We start from the raw sequence: 17,891 nt of genomic DNA, 5'->3' as shown, positions 1-17,891 counted from the left end.
GAACTTAAGTTGAGTTCCGTAAACGCAAATTCTTTGCGCCAGAGCGGGACAGCGAGAACCAGTCGTCGATGACCGCCGCGATCCGCGGTGCGGCGCGGCCGTCCCCGTACGGCAAGGCGCGCCGGGCCATCCGCGCGTGCTCGGCAGGATCGGCGAGGATGCGGCAAGCAGCGGCTGCGATGGCTTCGGCCGACGTGCCGACGAGCCGCGCATTGCCGCACGCGACGCCTTCGGGGCGCTCGGTCTTCTCGCGCAGCACCAGAAGCGGAACGCCGAGCGCCGGCGCTTCCTCCTGGATGCCGCCGGAGTCGCTCAATATGAGGGCGGCGGCGCGCATCCGCGCAATCAGCTCCGGATGACTGCACGGCTCGATCAACGTGACGTGGCGCTGCCCGTCGAGAAGCTCGGCCATCCGCTTCCGGATGTGCGGATTGGGGTGGAGGACAAAGTTGATCCTGACGTCCGTGATTGCGCCGAGATCGGCCAGCGCGGCGGCGATGGACGCCAGACCGTCGCTCCAGCTCTCGCGGCGATGACAGGTGACGAGGATCGTTTTCGCGCGCCCAGCACGGGAACTCGGCGGAGGAAGTGCCGATTCGATCTCGAGCAAGGCGTCGACGCCGGTGTTGCCGGTGACGTGGATCGCACCTTGAACCTGTTCCGCTCGGAGATTTGCCGCCGCCGTTTCGGTCGGGGCGAACAGCAGCTCTGCACCGGCGTCGATCGCCGTCCGATATTCCTCCTCGGGCCACGGCAGCGCGGGGTCGCCCGTGCGCAGACCAGCTTCGACATGCGCCACCAGAACGCCGGCGGTGAAACCGGCGAGGGCCGCTCCAAGCGCGCTCGAAGTATCGCCCTGCACGACGAGCAAAGTTGGACCGCCGTCAAGCAGCGGCGCGATGGCCGCGGTCACCCGGGCAACGTGCGCATGGGGGTCTTCCTCCCCGGGAAGCTCGAACCGCCGCGCCGGGAAATGCCCAAGGCGGTATTCGTCGAGGTCGAGGCCGGGGTGCTGGCCGGTGACGAGCAGCGACGGCGCGATCCCGCGGTCGGCGAGGGCGCGGGCGACAGGAGCCAGCTTGATCGCTTCAGGCCTAGTCCCGATGACCAGCCCGACTTCTCCGAAACGCAGCCATCCCCCTAGCTCGGCCGGGGGAACTTGCCTCCACTATGGCTCAAGCTCAACGAAAATTGTCGGCGTAGGCCTGGATTTTGAGCCGCACGGGCGGCGCGGGCACGACGTGATAAGACAGACCGTGGCGCTCGCAATAGGCGATCGCCGCTTCCTTGGCCGGGAAGTTCATACGGACCTGCGTCCTCGTGTCGCCCGAGCCGTTCCACCCGGTCAGCGGGTCGGCATGTTGCGCCTGCTGCCGCTCGAACTCGAGCTGCCAGCCGTTGGCATTGGCGTTGCCCGATTGCGTGGTCTTGCGATCGAGCTCGGAGATGCGGGCAACGGTCATCGACGCCGAGTGACAAGTTCCCCGCCGCAAATCAAGGTGGCCGACGCGTTCAATAGGCTCGCGCGACCGCGAATTCGGCGGCTTCGACCAACGCCGAGCGCGCCTTGCTGGCAGGGAATTTGGCGAGCGCGTCGATCGCCCGGCGGCCGTACTGTCGCGCATGCTCGATGGTGTCGTCGAGCGCGCCGCTGGAGCGAAGCAGCGCGATCGCATGGGCGAGGTCGGCGTCGGATTGCCGCTCGCCGCCCATCGCCGCGCGCCAGAAATCGCGCTCCTCCGCATCGCCCCGCGCATAGGCGAGGATCACCGGCAAGGTCATCTTGCCGTCGCGAAAGTCGTCGCCGACGCCCTTGCCCATGGTTGCGGCGTCGGACGCATAGTCGATGACGTCGTCGGTCAACTGGAAGGCGATGCCGAGGTTCTTGCCGAAGCTTTCGAGCGCGAACTCGGCGTCTTCGTCGGCTTCGGCAACGACTGGCGCGACGCGGCAGGCCGCGGCGAACAAGGCCGCAGTCTTGGCGCCGATGATGCTCAGATAATGCTCCTCGTCGGTGTCGATCCGCCGCTGCGCGGTCAGCTGGTCGACCTCGCCCTCGGCGATCACCGCAGACGCGTGGCTGAGGATGCGCAGGACTTTGAGGCTGCCGTCCTCGACCATCAGTTCGAACGCACGGCTGAACAGGAAGTCGCCGACGAGCACGCTCGCTGGATTGCCCCAGATGAGGTTCGCAGTGCGCTTGCCGCGGCGCATGCCCGACCCGTCGACGACGTCGTCGTGCAACAAGGTCGCGGTGTGGATGAACTCGACCGCGGCGGCGAGCTTGTGATGGCGCGTTCCGGGGTAGCCGAGCAGGGCCGCGCAGGCGAGCGTCAGCATCGGCCGCATGCGCTTGCCGCCGCCGGCAATCAGGTGGCCGGCAAGCTCGGGGATGAGCGCGACCTTGCTCTGCATTCGCTCGAGGATGACGGCGTTCACGCCATTCATGTCATTGCCGACGAGCGCCATCAGCGCGTCGAGCGAGGGCTGGCGCTCGGATTTCAGCGGATGAATCGTCGCAGTCACGGCGCTGCCCCTAGCTGGACGGCGGCTTCATTCCTAGCTCACTGCCAGATGCGGACACGCTGTTCGGGCGGCAGATATAGCTTGTCGCCCGCCTTAACGTTGAAGGCCGCGTACCAGGGATCGAAATTGCGGACGATTCCGTCGACCCGATATTGTTCGGGGCTGTGCGGGTTGCTGAGCAATTGCTGGCGCAGCGAACCCTCGCGCCGCTTGCCCTGCCACGCCTGGGCATACGCGATGAAGAAGCGCTGGTCGCCAGTGAAGCCGTCGATCACGGCCGGCTCGCCGTGACGAGAGACGTAGCGGCGATAGGCAGCGTAAGCGGTTTCCAGGCCGCCGAGGTCGGCAAGGTTCTCGCCCAGCGTCAGCTTGCCCTTGATGTGCACGCCAGGAATCGGCTCATATTGGTCAAACTGGGCTGCGAGGCGGTCGGCTTTGACCTTGTACTTGGCCGCGGTCGCCGGGGTCCACCAGTCGCGCAGGCGGCCCTGGGGATCGAATTGCCGTCCCTCATCGTCATAGCCGTGGCCCATTTCATGGCCTAGAGTGGTGGCTCCAGTCTCGGCGTAGTTGACCGCTGGGTCGGCGTTCGCATCGAAAAACGGGGGTTGAAGGATCGCGGCTGGTACCGTGATCTGGTTCAATGTCGGGGTATACTCCGCGTTCACCGTCTGCGGTGTCATGCTCCAAAGGGTGCGGTCGACCGGCTTGGGGAAGCGCTCAAGCTGGATTTGCCAGCCGAACTGTTCGCTGGCGACCGCGTTGGCAAGCGCATCCGTGCCGCTAATCTCGAGTTTCGAATAATCGATCCATTTGACCGGGTGGCCGATCCGGGGATCGAAGGCGGCCAACTTTGCGAGCGCAGTCTTGCGGGTGGCTTCGTCCATCCACGAGGTGTTGGAAATCTTGTCGGCGTAGGCGGCGCGCATGTCGTCGACCAGCTCCTGGGCCTGGCGCTGGGTTTCCGCCGGCCAATGGTCCGCAACGTACAGCTGCCCGACCGCTTCGCCGAGGCTGCCATCCAGCATCTCCACGCCGCGCTTCCACCGAGCACGCTGCTCGGGAACGGTGCTCAGGGTCTTGCCGTAGAAGTTGAAATTAGCCTGGTCGATTGCATGCGGAAGTGCCGACGCGTGATTGCTGATGAAGCGGAATGTGAGGTATTCCTTCCACGTCGAGAGCGACACGTCTTGAATCCGCTTGCCGGCGGCCGCGACCGCGCTGGGCGGGCCGACGTCGACAGTCTTCGCCGCGCCGAGACCCATCGACGCTAGCGTGGCATCCCAATGAAACTGCGGAGCGAGCTGCTGGAGGTTCGCGCGATTCATGACGTTGTGCGTGGCGACCGGGTCGCGCAATCGTTCGGGCTCCCATTGATCCTTAGACAGCTGCGTCTCGAGCGCCATGATTCGATCGGCGCGGCCCTCGGGATCTGACAGGCCCACCAATTTGCCAATCTCGACGATGTAATTGCGGTAGGCCTTGCGGATCGTGTCGTACTTCGCGCCCTGGAGCAGATAATAATCCCGCACGGGCAGGCCCAGCGGCGCTTGGCCCGACACCACCTCATACTGCGTCGGATCGTCTTGGTCGGCGGCGATGCCGATATAGATCGGGCCCACATATGACGGGTCCATCATAAGCTCGACCAGCTCGGTGGGGGTGGACACCGCGTCGATGCGGTCGAGGTAGGGCTTCAGCGGCGCAAGCCCACGCGCATCGATCGCTCTCTGATCCATCCACGCGGCATAAGCGTCGCCGATCTTCTGTGCGGTCGGCGAGGTCGGGTGCGCGGCGGCATCCTCGACCATTTTCTTTACTTGCAGCTCGATCTCGTCGGGCAAATCGTAGTTGTAGCCGGCCGCTGTCTTGTCGGCCGGAATTGGGTGGTTCTTGAGCCAGGTGCCCTCGGCATATTGGAAGAAGCCGTCGCCCGGCCTCACCGACGGATCCATGTCCTGAAGCTCCAGGCCCCAGCCGCCGTATCGGGGTGCCGCGGCCAGTGCCGGAACGGCGCCGGCCAGTGTGCCGGCGAGCAGCAAGTAACGGAAATGCATAGAAAAACCCCCAGCCCAGAGTCGTCGGTTCGATACCTAATACGCTCCGGCGCGCATACAATGGTCTTTCGACCAAGGGCGGCCTAGCCGGCCGGCAGTGTCAGGCGGACGAGCAGGCCGCCGAGGTCCTCGCTTTCCTCGAGCCGGATCGATCCGCCGTAGATTTCGGCGACATCGCGGACGATGGCGAGGCCGAGGCCGGTGCCGGGCTTGCCCGTGGTGTCCAGCCGCGCGCCGCGCGTGAACAAGGATCCGCGGTTGGCTTCCGGGATTCCCGGCCCGTCGTCCTCGACCAGGACGTCGACCACGCCGTCCTTGGGCTCGACCGTGACGAAGACGCGGCCGCCGCCGTATTTCGCGGCGTTCTCGACAAGGTTGCCGAGCATCTCGTCGAGATCCTGCCGCTCGACCCGGACTTCGGCCTGGCGGCTGCCGGCGATGTCGACGGTGACATTCTCGTACAATCGGTCGACCGCGCGCTGGACCGCTTCGAGGCTTTCCCACACGCGGGCCCGCGCCTGCGCCGAGGCGCGGCGGCCGATGGCCCGGGCGCGGGCAAGATGGTGGTCGACCTGGCGCCGCATAACCAGCGCCTCGCGGCACACCGTATCGGCGAGGTCGGCCGAGCGCGCCGTCGCGGCGTTGGTGATCACCGTCAACGGAGTCTTGAGCGCATGAGCGAGATTTCCGGCGTGGCGGCGGGCCTCCTCGGCCTGCGCCTCGTTATGCTCGAGCAGTTGGTTGATCTCCTCGGTCAGCGGGCGGACTTCGGTCGGAAATTCCTGGCTGATCCGGGTGTTTTGGCCCGAGCGGATCGAGGCCACCTCCTGCCGAACGCGGCGTAGCGGCCACAGTCCGTAGAGCGTTTGGAGGGCGGTCAGGACGAGAAGCCCAATTCCAAGAGCAAAAAAGCTCCAGAACAGGGTCGAGCGAAGACGATGAATCTGATCATCGATCGTCTCGCGTGACTGGGCGACCTGGAAGCGCCATCGGACTTTCGAACCGGGCAAGATCGCATCGCGCTCGGCGATCCGAAGGGGTTCGCCGGCGCCAAATTCCATACTGTCGTAGAGGTGGGGCTCCACGTCATTGTGGAGATTGTTGACACGCAGCCGGCGGTCCCACAGCGAACGGGAGGCGTAGGTGTCAACGCCGTTGCCGCTGATCTGGAAATAAAGCCCCGAATAAGGTTCGATGAAGCGCTGGTCGGCGGGCTGACGATTGAACCGCACCTCGCCAGCAGGCCCTATTTCCGAGGCCGCAATCAGGGGTTTATTTAGGAGAAGGACGAGCTGGTTATCGAAAGTATCGACGATAGCCCGCGACAGGACGCGATCGAGCGCAAAGCCGCCAATCAGAAGCAGTGCGACGATCCACAAGGCGGCGACGCCGATGATGCGCCGAGTCAGCGACCCGGTGCGGGCCCTGCGCTCGCGCCTGCGAACCGCGACAGCCTGATCCGCCGCCGCGGCGGGAGCCGCGGGGGCGTGCTTGTTCACGCCCGTTTTTCCTCCGGCTCTTCGAGGCTGTAGCCGAGGCCGCGGATGGTCGTGATGACATCGGCCCCCAGCTTCTTGCGAATACGCGTCACAAACACTTCGATGGTGTTCGAATCGCGGTCGAAATCCTGATCGTAGATATGCTCGATCAGCTCGGTCCGGCTGACCACCTTGCCCTTGTGGTGCATGAGGTAGGAGAGGAGCTTGTACTCCTGGGCGGTGAGCTTCACCGGCTCGCCGTCCTTGGTCACCTTGCCCGAGCGCGTGTCGAGGCGGATGTCGCCGGAGGTGAGCTCAGACGACGCGTTGCCCGATGAGCGGCGGATCAAGGCGCGAAGACGCGCGATCAGCTCCTCGGTCTGAAATGGTTTGGCGAGATAGTCATCGGCGCCCGCGTCCAAGCCCGCGACCTTGTCCGACCAGCTGTCGCGCGCGGTCAGCACCAGGACGGGCATTTTGCGCCCTTCCTTGCGCCAGCGATCGAGCACGGTGAGGCCGTCGATCTCCGGCAGGCCGAGGTCGAGGATCACCGCGTCATAGCTTTCGGTCGAGCCGAGATAATGACCGTCCTCGCCGTCGGTCGCGAGATCGACTGCGTAGCCGGCGCCCTCGAGCGTCGAGCGCAGCTGCCGCCCAAGGTTAGGTTCGTCTTCGACGATCAGAACGCGCATCCAAATCCCCTGATCACAACTTGCCCGTTCAAACACGCGCGAAGCTGAACGGTTGCTTGTCCGCAACGAGCCGAACAACTGGGACACATCCGTGAAAAGTCAATCTGCGTCCGTCGAATCGTGCTTGCGCTGGCGTGAAACGCGCTCTTTGGTGACACGGCCCGAGCCCAAGGATCCGAACATGCAAAAAACAGGTCTTGCCAGTGCGTTGCTGCTTTCGGCCACGCTCGCTGTCCCAGCGCCCGTCTTGGCCTCGGTTCAGCCGGCATCTCCCGCCGCCGCGCCGACGAACAACGACATCGAAGAGCTCGATACGTTCATGGACGTCTATGAGCGGGTGAAGGCGCGCTACGTGAAGGACGTCGATGCCCATACTCTGGTCAAGGGCGCGATCGACGGCATGCTGGCGGCGCTCGACCCGCATTCAAGCTATGCGGAAGGCAACGACTTCGACGATCTTCAGACGATTTCCGATGGGGATTACGGCGGTCTCGGACTGGTCACGACCATCGACGGCGGTTTCGTCCGCGTCGTGTCGACGACCGAGGACGCGCCGGCGTGGAAGGCGGGGGTGAAACCCAAGGATTTCATCACCCATATCGACGGCAAGCTGCTCTATGGCCTGTCCCTCGACGAAGCGACGAGCAAGCTGCGGGGAATGCCGGGATCGAAGGTCCAGCTGACGGTCCGCCGCGACGGCGTCAGCAAGCCGATCGCGATGACGATCACTCGCGACGTGATCGAGGTGAAGCCGGTCAAGTGGGAGGTTCGCAAGAACGTCGGCATCATCAATCTCAACATCTTCAACGGGAAAGCGGGCGAGGAGACGCGCAACGCGCTGCTGGCGATTAATAGTGCCACTCATGACGCCGCGGTCGGCTACATCCTCGACCTCCGCTCGAACGGGGGAGGGGTGGTCGACGAGGCGGTCGACATCGCCGATCTGTTCCTCGAGAGCGGGGAGATTGTCTCGCGGCGGGGGCGGGAGTCCGATTCCAACCAGCATTATTACGCGCGGCCCGGCGACCTTGCGCATGGGCGACCGGTGATCGTCCTCGTCGATTCGGGAACCGCCTCGGCCTCGGAAATCGTCGCCGGTGCCTTGCAGGACCACCACCGCGCGCTGATCGTCGGCGAGCAGAGCTTCGGCAAGGGGTCGGTGCAGTCGATCTATCCGATGGGATCCAAGCGCGCCCTGCGCCTGACGACCGAGCTCTACTACCTGCCGTCGGGTCGCTCGATCCAGGGAGAGGGCATCGATCCCGATATCCTCGTCCCGCAATTGTCCGATGGCGACCTCAAGGGGCGGATCAACGTGCGCGAGTCCGATCTTCGGCGGCACCTCATTGCCGACGTCCCAGTCGAGGATGCGGACCTCATCGCCAGCGATCCGGTCGCGGCGCGCTTCACGGTCACGAAAGCGAGCCTCAAGAGCCGCGGCGTCGCCGACTTTCAGCTCGATTATGCGCTGAACATCCTCAACCGGCTGGCGCCGCCAACGAACATCGCCGACCGGCGCGGGCCGAAGACGCCGAACGGCTGACTTGTTAGTCGCGCGAGCGGCGGATGATGCGGCCGGTCTGGCCGTCGACGTCGACCCAGATCACGCGGCCGTTGCGCATGAACTTGAAACGATAGACGCCGCCGTTGAATTCAGGACCGAGATAGTCGGCACCGCCCATGCGCGGCAGAACCCGCTGCTCGAGCATCGGCAGCGGAATGGCGCGGCCCTCCTGCGTCGCTTCCCGCACGCTTTGCTGCTCGCGCACCGCGGGCCGTTCGCTGCGCGGCTGCTGGTCGCGCGGACGCTCGGCCAGCGCCGGGGCGCTGGTCAGGCCGGCGGCGAGCGCCGCGGCAAGGAGAAGGGTACGAAGCATGGTCATTTACGCGACTCTGTAAGGGCAGCTTTCTACACCTTCGCATTGAATAGGCTATGAATGCCGGAGAGAGCAGGCGTTCAGGTCACGGCGAGTGGCGCGAATGCCACAGGGTCGCTACCTGCCCGCCATGGCTGCGCCGACCCTCTCCTATGAAGACCTTGGATTAATCCAAGGCGAAGGCTGGTTGTTTCGCGGGCTCGACCTCTACATCGGCGAGCGCGATCGGCTCGCGCTGATCGGCCGCAACGGGGCGGGCAAAACCACGTTGCTGAAATGCCTCGCCGACCTGATCGACACCGACGAGGGCAAGCGCACCATCGTTCCAGGAACGCACGTCGTGCTGCTGGAGCAAGACCCGGTGATGGACGGGCACGCCACGCTCCGCGATTGGGTGATGAGCGGAGCCGACGCTCCGGAGGCGCACGAGGCCGATGCGATTGCCGACCAGCTTGGCATCGACCTGTCGCGGCCCGTGGAAACCGCAAGCGGCGGCGAGCGGCGGCGCGCGGCCATCGCCCGGGCGCTGGCGCAGAACCCCGATGTCCTGCTGCTCGACGAGCCGACCAACCACCTCGACCTCGGTGCGATCGAATGGCTCGAGGACTGGCTCAAGCGCTTCACCGGCGCCTTCATCGTCATCAGCCATGACCGCACCTTCCTGACGCGGCTGACGCGCAGCTGCTTGTGGCTCGATCGCGGCCAGCTCCGCCGCGCGGAGATCGGCTTTGGCGGGTTCGAGGCGTGGACCGAGCGCGTCTATGACGAAGAAGCGAAGGCGGCGGAGAAGCTCGACGCCAAGCTCAAGCTCGAGCTGCACTGGCTTCAGCGCGGCGTGACGGCGCGGCGGCGCCGCAACCAGGGCCGGCTCGCCAAGCTCCACGAAATGCGCGCGCAACGTGCGGCCATGCTCGGGGCGGCGGGGACAGCGAAGCTCGCGCTGGCCAAGGATGACGTCCGCTCGAAGACGGTGATTGACGCCGAGGCCGTGACCAGGAGCTATGGCGAACGGCGGATCATCCGCGACTTCACGCTGCGCATCCAGCGCGGCGACCGGATCGGTCTCGTCGGGCCCAACGGCGCGGGCAAGACGACCCTGCTCAGGCTCCTCACCGGTGAGCTCGCTCCGGACAGCGGCAGGATCACGATCGCGAAGACCTTGAGCGGCATCATCATCGACCAGCAACGCAAGCTGATGGAGCCGCAAAAGCGGGTGAAGGATGTGCTCGCCAATGGCGGCGACTGGATCGACGTCCGCGGATCCAAAAAGCACATCAAGGGCTATCTGAAGGAGTTCCTGTTCGATCCCGGGCTAACCGACGCTCCGATCGGTTCGCTGTCGGGCGGCGAGCGGTCGCGGCTGCTGCTGGCGCGCGAGTTCGCGCGCGAAGCCAACCTGCTGGTGCTCGACGAGCCGACCAACGATCTCGACCTCGAGACGCTCGACCTGCTTCAGGAGGTCATTGCCGATTACGAGGGCACGGTGCTGATCGTCAGCCACGACCGCGACTTCCTCGACCGGACGGTGACGATCACGCTCGGGCTCGACGGCTCAGGCAGGGTCGATGTGGTCGCCGGTGGGTACGAGGATTGGGTCAGGAAGAGATATCAGGATCACCGCCCGCGTTCCCCGGCGAAGGCAGGGGTCCAGGCGAAGTCAGCTGCCGCTCCTGGACCTCGGGCTTCGCCGGGGAACAAGCTCACCTACAAGGACCAGCGCGACTACGACCGCTTGCCCGGCGAGATCGAGCGGCTGGAGGCCGAGGTCGCCGCCGACGAGGCGGCGCTGCACGATGCCGACCTTTATGCGCGCGATCCGAACCGTTTCGCCCGGCTAACCGAACGCATCGCGCGCAACCGCGCCGAGATCGAGGCCGCGGAGCTGCGCTGGCTGGATGTTGCCGAGATGGCCGAAGCGCTGGCCCGCTAACCCCGTTCGCCGGGGCGGGGTGCCGGCGATGTCGTTCCCCCGGCCAGCATCGCAGTTCGCTCGCGAATCCGCCGCTCGAGGATCGACAGCGGCATCGCGCCCTCGCGCAGGATTTCGTGGAACTCCTTGATATCGAAGCGCGGGCCGAGCGCCTGTTGCGATTCCGCGCGGGCCCGTACCCAAGCCGTATGCCCGACCTTGTAGCTGCAGGCCTGGCCGATCTGCGTGCAATAGCGCTCGACCTCGCGCTGTGAACGCGGGCGAGCATAGCCGGTGGTCGCAACCATGTAGTCGGTCGCCTGCTCGCGGCTCCACCCCTTGGAGTGGAGACCGGTATCGACGACCAGCCGGGCTGCGCGGAACAGGAACGACTGCAGGTAGCCGGCGCGGCCCAACGGGTCGTTCGCGTAGACCCCAAGCTCATCCGCGACCTGTTCCGCGTAGAGCGCCCAGCCTTCCGAATAGGCCGAGAATCCACCGACCTTGCGGAGCGTCGGAATGTCCTTCGACTCCTGGGCGATGCTGATCTGCAAATGGTGCCCCGGGACGCCTTCGTGATAGCTGAGCGTCGGCAGCGAATATTTCGGCCAGTCTCCGACGTCCTTCAAGTTGATGAAGTAGATCGCGGGCCGGCTGCCATCGAGCGATGCGCGGCGGTAATAGCCATTCGATGCCCCGTCCTGGATCTCCGGCGGCACCCGGCGAATCTCGAGCGGCGAGTTCGGCAGCGTCGCGAAATCTTGCGGCAGACGGGCGTACATGTCCTTCACGCCGGTATTGAGGCTGGCGAGAAGCTCCGCGCGCCCGGCGTCACTGTTCGCATAGAGCTGGCGCGGGTCCCGGTTCAACGCGGCGAGGCGTTCGCCGACGCTGCCCTGGGTGTAGCCTTGGCTCTTGAGGATCACATCGATCTGGCTCGAGATTTCCGCGACTTGGGCGAGGCCCATCTGGTGCACTTCGGCGGGCGTGAAGTTGGTGGTCGTCGCCTGGTGAAGTGCCTCGGCATAGATGGCGTCGCCCTCGGTCAAGCGCTGCGCGCCGTCGCCCGGCCGCGTCGTCGGCCGGAGCTGCTCCATTGCGGCAATTTGCCGGTCGAGGGCAGGATAGACGTTGCCGCCGACGATCGCGGCGGCGCGCCGTCCCCAATCGCCCGCGATGCCCTTTTCGGCGGTTCGGCGAACGATCGAGTCGACCATCGTGCTCTGCTCGGGTGCGACACTGCGCAGCTTGCGCATCTGGCCGAGCGTCAGGTCGATCGACCAGCCGGGACTAAGGAAACCGCGCGCGGCCTGGGCGCGCTGCTCTGCGGTGTCGTTGTCGAGCGTGGTCGCGAATTGGCCGAGCCGCGACAGATAGGCCTCGGCGTCGGCCGCGGTTTCAACGGTGTGCGCAGTGTTGAGGAAGTCCGGCGTGCTGAAATAGGCGCCGCCCTGCTGGAAGATCGGATACGGCCGCTGCGCACTGTCGATGTCCCAGCGCGCCGGGGCGTGGGTGTTGGTGTCGAGCGAATAGAGCACCACCTCGCGATTGAGCTTCGCCGCATCGGACAGGGTCGCCGGGCTGATCGCGTTGAGCTGGGCGATGCCGCGGCGATCGCGCGCGAGATTCTGCTGCCGCGCGACGGCATTGGGCCGGGTGTCGAGTTTCGACTTGAGGGCGGCGTTCGGGCCCTTGTCGAGCCCGAGCTGTGAGGCGAGCTCGGGCGAGGTCCGCACCCGGTCTTGGAAAATGTCCTCGAACAGCTGGTTGAGCCGCGCGTCCCCACTTCCCGGCGCGGCGGCAAAGGCGGGTACTTCGGTGAGTGGAAGGAGCGCGACGGTGGCGCTGGCGGTCAGGAACGAGCGGCGGTCCATGCAAATTCCCCAAGCTTCGAAAAGAACGGACGCGAGCCCTTAACGCGCGGTCGCGCAGCCGCAAACCGGATCGTCGGTTAGCCGCGCTCGCCCGGCCTCGCGCCGCCACCCGCCAGCTGCGCCGCGGTGCGTTCACGGATGCGGCGTTCGAGGATCGACAGCGGCATCGCACCTTCGCGCAGCACTTCATGGAACTGGCGCAGGTCGAACTTCGCACCGAGCGCCTTTTGCGCTTCGTCGCGGGCGCGAAGCCAGGCGAGGTGGCCGATCTTGTAGCTGCAGGCCTGGCCGGGCGAGGCGCAATAGCGCTCGATCTCGCGTTGGACGCGGCCCTGCGCGAAGCCGGTGGTCGTCATCATGTGATCGATCGCCTGCTCGCGGCTCCAGCGCTTGTGGTTCAGGCCGGTGTCGACGACGAGGCGCTCGGCGCGGAACAGGAAGCTCTGAAGGTAGCCGGCGCTTTCGATGCCCTTGTAGCCGCCGAGCTCGTCGGCCAGCTGCTCGGAGTAAAGCGCCCAGCCTTCCCCATAGGCCGAATAGAAAGCGATGCGGCGGAGCATCGGCAACTCGGTCGAAAGCTGGGCGATGCTGAGCTGGAGGTGATGCCCGGGCACCCCCTCATGATAGGTGAGCGAGGGCAGAGTATATTTCGGCCAATCCTCGGTGCTCTTGAGGTTGATAAAGTAGATCGCCGGCCGCGATCCGTCGAGCGATGCCTGGCGGTAATAGCCGTTGGATGCGCCGTCCTGGATTTCGGGCGGGACGCGGCGAATTTCGAGCGGCTGCTTGGGCAGAGTCGCGAACGCCTGCGGCAGCTTGGCGGTCATTGCCTGCACGCCGGCGTTGAGGTCGGCGATCAGTTGCGCGCGGCCGGCGTCGGTGTTGGGGTAAAGCTGATCGGGCGCCTTGTTGAGGGCGACCAGGCGCTCGCCGACAGTTCCGGAGGTATAACCGGCGCCGCGCAGGATCTTGTCGAGTCTGGCGGTGACGTCGGCAACTTGCTGCAAGCCGATCTCGTGGACTTCGTCCGGCGTGTAGTTGGTGGTCGTCGCCTCGACGAGCGCGGCGGAATAGATGGCGTCGCCATTGGGCACCCGCCACTCGCCATCGCCAGCCGGGGTGGTCGGGCGAAGCGCCTGGATTGCCGCCATCTGCCGGTCGAGCGCCGGATACACCTGGCCGGCGAGGATCTTCGCCGCCCGGCCGCGCCAGTCGCCTGGGATCGACTTGGCCGCAGCTCGGCTGGCGACCGAGTCCGCCATCGAACTCTGCTCCGGCGCGGACGACCGCAGCTCCGCCATCTGCTTGAGCGCGAGATCGAGCGACCAGCCCGGCGCGAGGAATCCGCGCGCCGCCTGCCGCCGCTGCTCCGCCGTGTCATTGTCGAGCTCGGTCGCGAATTGGGCGAGGCGCGAGAGATAGGCTTCGGCGTCGCTCGCATCGCCGATCGGGTGCGCGCTGTTCAGGAAATCGGGCCGGGAGAAGTAGATGCCGTTCTGCTGCGTGATCACGTAGGGCTGCTGCGGGTCGGCGATGTCGAACCGCTCGGCGCCCATGATGCCGGTCTTCAAGTCCCAGATGACGACTTCGCGATTGAGCTTGGCGAAGTCGGTGAGCCCGGCCTCCGGCACCGCTTCGAGCCATGAAATGAACTTGCGGGTGCGCGCCGTCTCCTCGGCGCGGGCCTGAACCGTGGGCCGGATGTCGAGCCTGGAGCGCAGCGGCGCGAGGTCGCCTTTGTCGAGCCCGAGAAAGGTTGCGTAGGTCGGGTTGGTCCGGACTTGCTCTTGAAAGATGCGCTCGAACGTCGCGTTGAGCGCCGCGTCATTGCCGCTCGCCTGGGCGAAGGCCCGCGCCGATACCGTGCTGAGCAGCGTTGCGCTGAGCGCAGCACCGCTGGTGACCATGAATTCGCGACGATCCATTCCCCGCTCCTCGCGCTGATTGCGGCGTGGAACGATAGGGGCGGGCGGCACCCCGGCAAGCACGTTCGTCGAAGGCAGCCTTACGCTTGCAGACGATATTGTTTGAGCAGGTCGTAGAGCGTCGGGCGGCTGATCCCGAGCAGCTTCGCCGCGCCCGAAATGTTGTTGTCGGTGCGGCTCATCGCCTGGCGGATCGCCCTGCGGTCGGCGGTCTCGCGCGCGGCGCGCAGGTTGATCAACACCGGTTGCTCGTCGGCGGTCGGACGGAGGTCGAGATCGCCGGCGCCGATGCTGCGCCCATCGGCCATGATCACCGCGCGCTTGATGCGGTTTTCGAGCTCGCGGACGTTGCCCGGCCAGGCGTAAGCATCGATCGCGGCGAGCGCGTCGGGCGACAGGGATTGCACCGCCGGGTTGAGCTCGCGGCTGAAGCGGTTGACGAAATGACGGGCGAGCAGGACGGCGTCGCCCGACCGTTCGGCCAGCGACGGGATCTTCACGACGATTTCGGCGAGGCGATAGTAGAGGTCTTCGCGGAAGCGTCCGTCGACGATCATCGCCTCCAGGTCCTGGTGGGTCGCGCAGACGATCCGGGTGTCGACGGCGATCGGCTGGCGCCCGCCGATGCGCTCGATCACGCGCTCCTGGAGAAAGCGCAGCAGCTTGACCTGGAGCGGCAGCGGGATGTCGCCGACCTCATCAAGGAACAGGGTCCCGCCTTGGGCCAGCTCAATCTTGCCGATGTTCGACTTGACCGCGCCGGTGAAGGCGCCGCGCTCATAGCCGAACAGCTCGGCCTCGAGCAAGTTCTCGGGGATCGCGGCGCAATTGATCGCAACGAAGGCGCCCTTGCGGCCGCTCTTTTCGTGCACGGCCTGGGCGAGCAGCTCCTTGCCGGTGCCGCTGGCGCCGAGCAGCATGACCGAGACGTCGGCGCTGGCGACGCGCTCGATCGTGCGGCCGACGGTCAGCATTTCGGGGGCAGCGGTGACAATCGATCCAAGCACCGTGCTGGCGGAATTGCCTTCGAGCCGGCGGTTCTCGGTCTCGATGCCGTGGAGGTGGAAGGCACGGGAGACAATCATCCCGAGCGCGTCGATGTCGACCGGCTTGCGGTAGAAATCGTAGGCGCCGAGCGCGATGGCCTTCAGCGCGCTTTCGTGCGCGCCGTGTCCGGTCGCCACGATGACCTTGGTGTCGGGCTTGAGACGAAGAATCTCCTCGAGCGTGCCGAAACCCTCGGTGGTGCCGTCGGGGTCGGGCGGAAGGCCGAGGTCGAGGGTGACGACCGCGGGCTCATGGGCACGAAGCGCTTCGATGGCCGCCTCGCGGTCTCCGGCGCAGACCACCTCATAGCCTTCATAGGCCCATTTGAGCTGCCGCTGCAGACCCTCGTCATCCTCAACGACGAGCAGCACGGGGAGTGGGATTTTATCGGTCATGCGCGTTTCCGTTCGGGTTGTTTGGCCGGCCCAGAGTTCGCCTCTGCGGTCGGCAGCATGATAGTAAAGGTTGTGCCCCGCCCGGGCTGGCTGTTGACGGTGAGACGGCCGCCCATCGCGGTGATCAGCGAGCGCGCCTCGAAGGCGCCGATGCCGAAGCCGCCCGGCTTGCTCGAGGCGAAAGGCTGGAACAGTCGGTTGCGAAGGAAATCGGAATCCATGCCGACGCCTTTGTCGGTGATGGCGATCGAGACATTGTCGGCGGTATTGCCGACCCGGACCGTGACCGGCAGCGCGGGCGAGCAGGCTTCGACGGCGTTCTGCAGGAGGTGCCCGATCGCTTGCTCGAGCGCAGTGGCATCGAACAGCGCCCATTGGTTGGTGTCGCCGAGCAGGCGGACGTCATGGTCGCCGCGGCGTGCAGCAATCGCCGCCGTCAGCACGACGCGCAAGGGCTCGGGCGCAAGGCGCTGGACCCGCGCCGGAGAGTGCGGAGCGAGGCGGGCGAGCAGCTCGTTCATCTTGCCCACCGAACCCTGAAGCGTCGCGACCATGTCGGCGCGGAAGTCGGGGTTGTCGGCGTGGCGCTCGGCGTTGCGGGCGAGCAGCGAGAGTTGGCTGACGAGGTTCTTCACGTCATGCAGGATGAAGGCGAAGCGGCGGTTGAATTCCTCGAACCGGCGCGCGTCGGCAAGCGCTTCCTGGCTAAACGATTCGGCGAGCGAACTGGCCGCCTGGCGCCCGGCGGTGCGCAGAAGATCGAAGTCCTCCCAGTCGAGCGGCCGGCGATATTCAGGCGCGCCGAGCAGCACGAGGCCGATTAGGCGCTCGTGGTGGATTAGGGGCACGCCCGCCCAGGCGTTGCCGTCATTGGCCAGCCACTCAGGCATCAGAACCTGCCGGTCGGTGTCGCCCAGGACGCCGCGTCGATAGGCATCGAGGTCGAGGATGCGGCCGGCATGTTCGACCGACGACCAAAAGGGTCGGCTTTCATCCGGACCGCACTGCGCCGGCGTCTGGCCGGTCCAGTTCCACGCGGCCGCGGCGGTCAATGCGCCGCTGCTGTCGGGAACCAGCAACAGCCCACCGGGCGCTTCGAGAATATCGGCGAAGGCCTTGATCAGCCGCTCGCCGATGGGCAGCGCGTCGCCGTCCGAGCGGCCGACCGTGTCCGCGAAGCGCAGCCACTCACTGCGATAGTCATAGCGATGCTCGAAGAGATGCTTGGCGATCTTCACTTTCGCCCAGCCTCGCGCCCAATGCGACAGCGCGAGCACGGCGGTGGCGACGATCATCGCGCAAAGTCCGATCGCGGTGCCGATGGCCGCCCAGTCGAGGTGGCTGCGGCGAAGCGCGGTCGCGACCAGCGCCATCACCGCGAAATAGATGCAGATGCCGAGCATCGACAGCGACTGGAAGGTCGCGGCGCGCGAAAGTCGGATGCGCAGCGTGTCGCGGCTCGGCTGGCTGACGACGAACAGCGCCCCGGCAATCGCGACGACGACGCCGCGCCAATCGAACAGCTGCGCTGCCCCCGGGGCATGGAGGTACGCGAGCGTGTAAAGATTGAGGTCGTAACCCCACATCAGGCTGAGCCCGAGCATCGGCCCGCGGATCGCGACCCGGCTGGCGGGGGTCGCCTGGCCATAGAGATTGTGGAGCAGGACCAGCGCGCCCGACGCCATGGTGATGCGCAACAGTCGCTCGCTCATCAGCACATCCTGCGACAGGTCCGCGCCGAGCGGCGTCAGCAGCATCAGCAGGTTGAGCGCCAATTGCGTGCCGATCACCAGCGCCACCGCGCCGAACACCAGGCGCAGAGCCGATCGCGCTTCATCCTTGATGTCGCTCCACATCGCATGAAGCATCACCAGCCAGACGAGATTCCGCAGCGTTTCGGCCGGCATGGTCAGCAGGTCCGTCGGGCCACGCATGGCGCTGACCGACGCCCACACCGCCGTCGCGAAATAACCCGCGACCAGCAGGCGCGCGGTGCCCTCGACGCGTCCGCGCAACCGCCACAGGATGAGCGACGCGAACAGGCACGCGGCGAGCGCGTAGCTCCAGAAGGAGGCGAGCGAGGTCATCGCGTCACTGTCAAATCGACCGAC

General features: G+C 66.0%; 13 protein-coding genes. 2 read left to right on the top strand and 11 right to left on the bottom strand.

What is annotated here, in order from left to right; translation table 11 throughout:
• Positions 1 to 4: 4 nt before the first annotated feature.
• The 6 genes from wecB to N539_RS0107965 all read right to left on the bottom strand — a co-directional run bounded on the left by wecB (position 5) and on the right by N539_RS0107965 (position 6,753).
• Positions 5 to 1,078, bottom strand: coding sequence for a non-hydrolyzing UDP-N-acetylglucosamine 2-epimerase (gene wecB, locus N539_RS16065; RefSeq protein WP_231462971.1), 1,074 nt, complete (start codon positions 1,076 to 1,078; stop codon positions 5 to 7).
• Between the two features lie 103 nt (positions 1,079 to 1,181).
• A complete protein-coding gene (locus tag N539_RS0107985) occupies positions 1,182 to 1,463 on the bottom strand; it encodes an ETC complex I subunit (protein WP_028969852.1) in 282 nt (93 codons plus the stop codon).
• A 49-nt stretch (positions 1,464 to 1,512) separates the two neighbouring features.
• Complete coding sequence (locus N539_RS0107980; protein ID WP_028969851.1) at positions 1,513 to 2,526, bottom strand: polyprenyl synthetase family protein; 1,014 nt, start codon at positions 2,524 to 2,526, stop codon at positions 1,513 to 1,515.
• Positions 2,527 to 2,564: 38 nt separating this feature from the next.
• Positions 2,565 to 4,583, bottom strand: coding sequence for a M13 family metallopeptidase (locus N539_RS0107975; RefSeq protein ID WP_028969850.1), 2,019 nt, complete (start codon positions 4,581 to 4,583; stop codon positions 2,565 to 2,567).
• Between the two features lie 83 nt (positions 4,584 to 4,666).
• Positions 4,667 to 5,980, bottom strand: a complete 1,314-nt coding sequence (locus N539_RS0107970; RefSeq protein WP_028969849.1) for a sensor histidine kinase — start codon at positions 5,978 to 5,980, stop codon at positions 4,667 to 4,669.
• Between the two features lie 98 nt (positions 5,981 to 6,078).
• Positions 6,079 to 6,753: a response regulator transcription factor gene (locus N539_RS0107965; protein ID WP_028969848.1), complete on the bottom strand. Its 675-nt coding sequence runs from the start codon at positions 6,751 to 6,753 to the stop codon at positions 6,079 to 6,081.
• Positions 6,754 to 6,934: 181 nt separating this feature from the next.
• Between N539_RS0107965 and N539_RS16060 the strand changes: the two genes are divergently transcribed.
• Positions 6,935 to 8,296 carry a S41 family peptidase gene (locus tag N539_RS16060; protein ID WP_051531640.1) on the top strand — a complete coding sequence of 454 codons (1,362 nt, stop codon included), beginning with the start codon at positions 6,935 to 6,937 and terminating at the stop codon, positions 8,294 to 8,296.
• 4 nt (positions 8,297 to 8,300) lie between these two features.
• Here the strand turns inward: N539_RS16060 and N539_RS0107955 are convergent, their stop codons facing one another.
• Complete coding sequence (locus N539_RS0107955) at positions 8,301 to 8,636, bottom strand: hypothetical protein (RefSeq protein ID WP_028969847.1); 336 nt, start codon at positions 8,634 to 8,636, stop codon at positions 8,301 to 8,303.
• 124 nt (positions 8,637 to 8,760) lie between these two features.
• Between N539_RS0107955 and N539_RS0107950 the strand changes: the two genes are divergently transcribed.
• The gene (locus N539_RS0107950) at positions 8,761 to 10,560 is read left to right on the top strand and encodes an ABC-F family ATP-binding cassette domain-containing protein (RefSeq protein ID WP_028969846.1); all 1,800 of its coding nucleotides are present in this window, start codon (positions 8,761 to 8,763) and stop codon (positions 10,558 to 10,560) included.
• Here the strand turns inward: N539_RS0107950 and N539_RS16055 are convergent.
• The 4 genes from N539_RS16055 to prsK all read right to left on the bottom strand — a co-directional run bounded on the left by N539_RS16055 (position 10,557) and on the right by prsK (position 17,867).
• Positions 10,557 to 12,413: a DUF885 domain-containing protein gene (locus N539_RS16055; protein ID WP_051531628.1), complete on the bottom strand. Its 1,857-nt coding sequence runs from the start codon at positions 12,411 to 12,413 to the stop codon at positions 10,557 to 10,559. The genes N539_RS0107950 and N539_RS16055 overlap by 4 nt on opposite strands.
• Before the next feature lie 77 nt (positions 12,414 to 12,490).
• A complete protein-coding gene (locus tag N539_RS0107940; RefSeq protein ID WP_028969845.1) occupies positions 12,491 to 14,338 on the bottom strand; it encodes a DUF885 domain-containing protein in 1,848 nt (615 codons plus the stop codon).
• A gap of 80 nt (positions 14,339 to 14,418) precedes the next feature.
• Positions 14,419 to 15,780 (bottom strand): PEP-CTERM-box response regulator transcription factor, encoded by a 1,362-nt coding sequence (gene prsR / locus N539_RS0107935; RefSeq protein WP_028969844.1) that lies wholly within the window; start codon positions 15,778 to 15,780, stop codon positions 14,419 to 14,421.
• Complete coding sequence (gene prsK, locus N539_RS16050) at positions 15,777 to 17,867, bottom strand: XrtA/PEP-CTERM system histidine kinase PrsK (protein ID WP_037552643.1); 2,091 nt, start codon at positions 17,865 to 17,867, stop codon at positions 15,777 to 15,779. The genes prsR and prsK overlap by 4 nt, the downstream gene beginning before the upstream one ends.
• Positions 17,868 to 17,891: the final 24 nt, after the last annotated feature.

Origin of the sequence: Sphingomonas sp. URHD0057, assembly GCF_000620665.1 — a bacterium.
In the GTDB taxonomy this organism is placed as follows: domain Bacteria; phylum Pseudomonadota; class Alphaproteobacteria; order Sphingomonadales; family Sphingomonadaceae; genus Sphingomicrobium.
This window is presented reverse-complemented; position numbering and strand designations above follow the sequence as displayed.

What these genes read in the sequence shown, in the direction of transcription:
- N539_RS0107985 (WP_028969852.1), bottom strand. Translation starts at nt 1,463, where the DNA reads ATGACCGTTGCCCGCATCTCCGAGCTCGATCGCAAGACCACGCAATCG.
- N539_RS0107975 (WP_028969850.1), bottom strand. Translation starts at nt 4,583, where the DNA reads ATGCATTTCCGTTACTTGCTGCTCGCCGGCACACTGGCCGGCGCCGTT.
- N539_RS0107965 (WP_028969848.1), bottom strand. Translation starts at nt 6,753, where the DNA reads ATGCGCGTTCTGATCGTCGAAGACGAACCTAACCTTGGGCGGCAGCTG.
- N539_RS16060 (WP_051531640.1), top strand. Translation starts at nt 6,935, where the DNA reads ATGCAAAAAACAGGTCTTGCCAGTGCGTTGCTGCTTTCGGCCACGCTC.
- N539_RS0107955 (WP_028969847.1), bottom strand. Translation starts at nt 8,636, where the DNA reads ATGACCATGCTTCGTACCCTTCTCCTTGCCGCGGCGCTCGCCGCCGGC.
- N539_RS0107950 (WP_028969846.1), top strand. Translation starts at nt 8,761, where the DNA reads ATGGCTGCGCCGACCCTCTCCTATGAAGACCTTGGATTAATCCAAGGC.
- N539_RS16055 (WP_051531628.1), bottom strand. Translation starts at nt 12,413, where the DNA reads ATGGACCGCCGCTCGTTCCTGACCGCCAGCGCCACCGTCGCGCTCCTT.
- N539_RS0107940 (WP_028969845.1), bottom strand. Translation starts at nt 14,338, where the DNA reads ATGGATCGTCGCGAATTCATGGTCACCAGCGGTGCTGCGCTCAGCGCA.
- prsR (WP_028969844.1), bottom strand. Translation starts at nt 15,780, where the DNA reads ATGACCGATAAAATCCCACTCCCCGTGCTGCTCGTCGTTGAGGATGAC.
- prsK (WP_037552643.1), bottom strand. Translation starts at nt 17,867, where the DNA reads ATGACCTCGCTCGCCTCCTTCTGGAGCTACGCGCTCGCCGCGTGCCTG.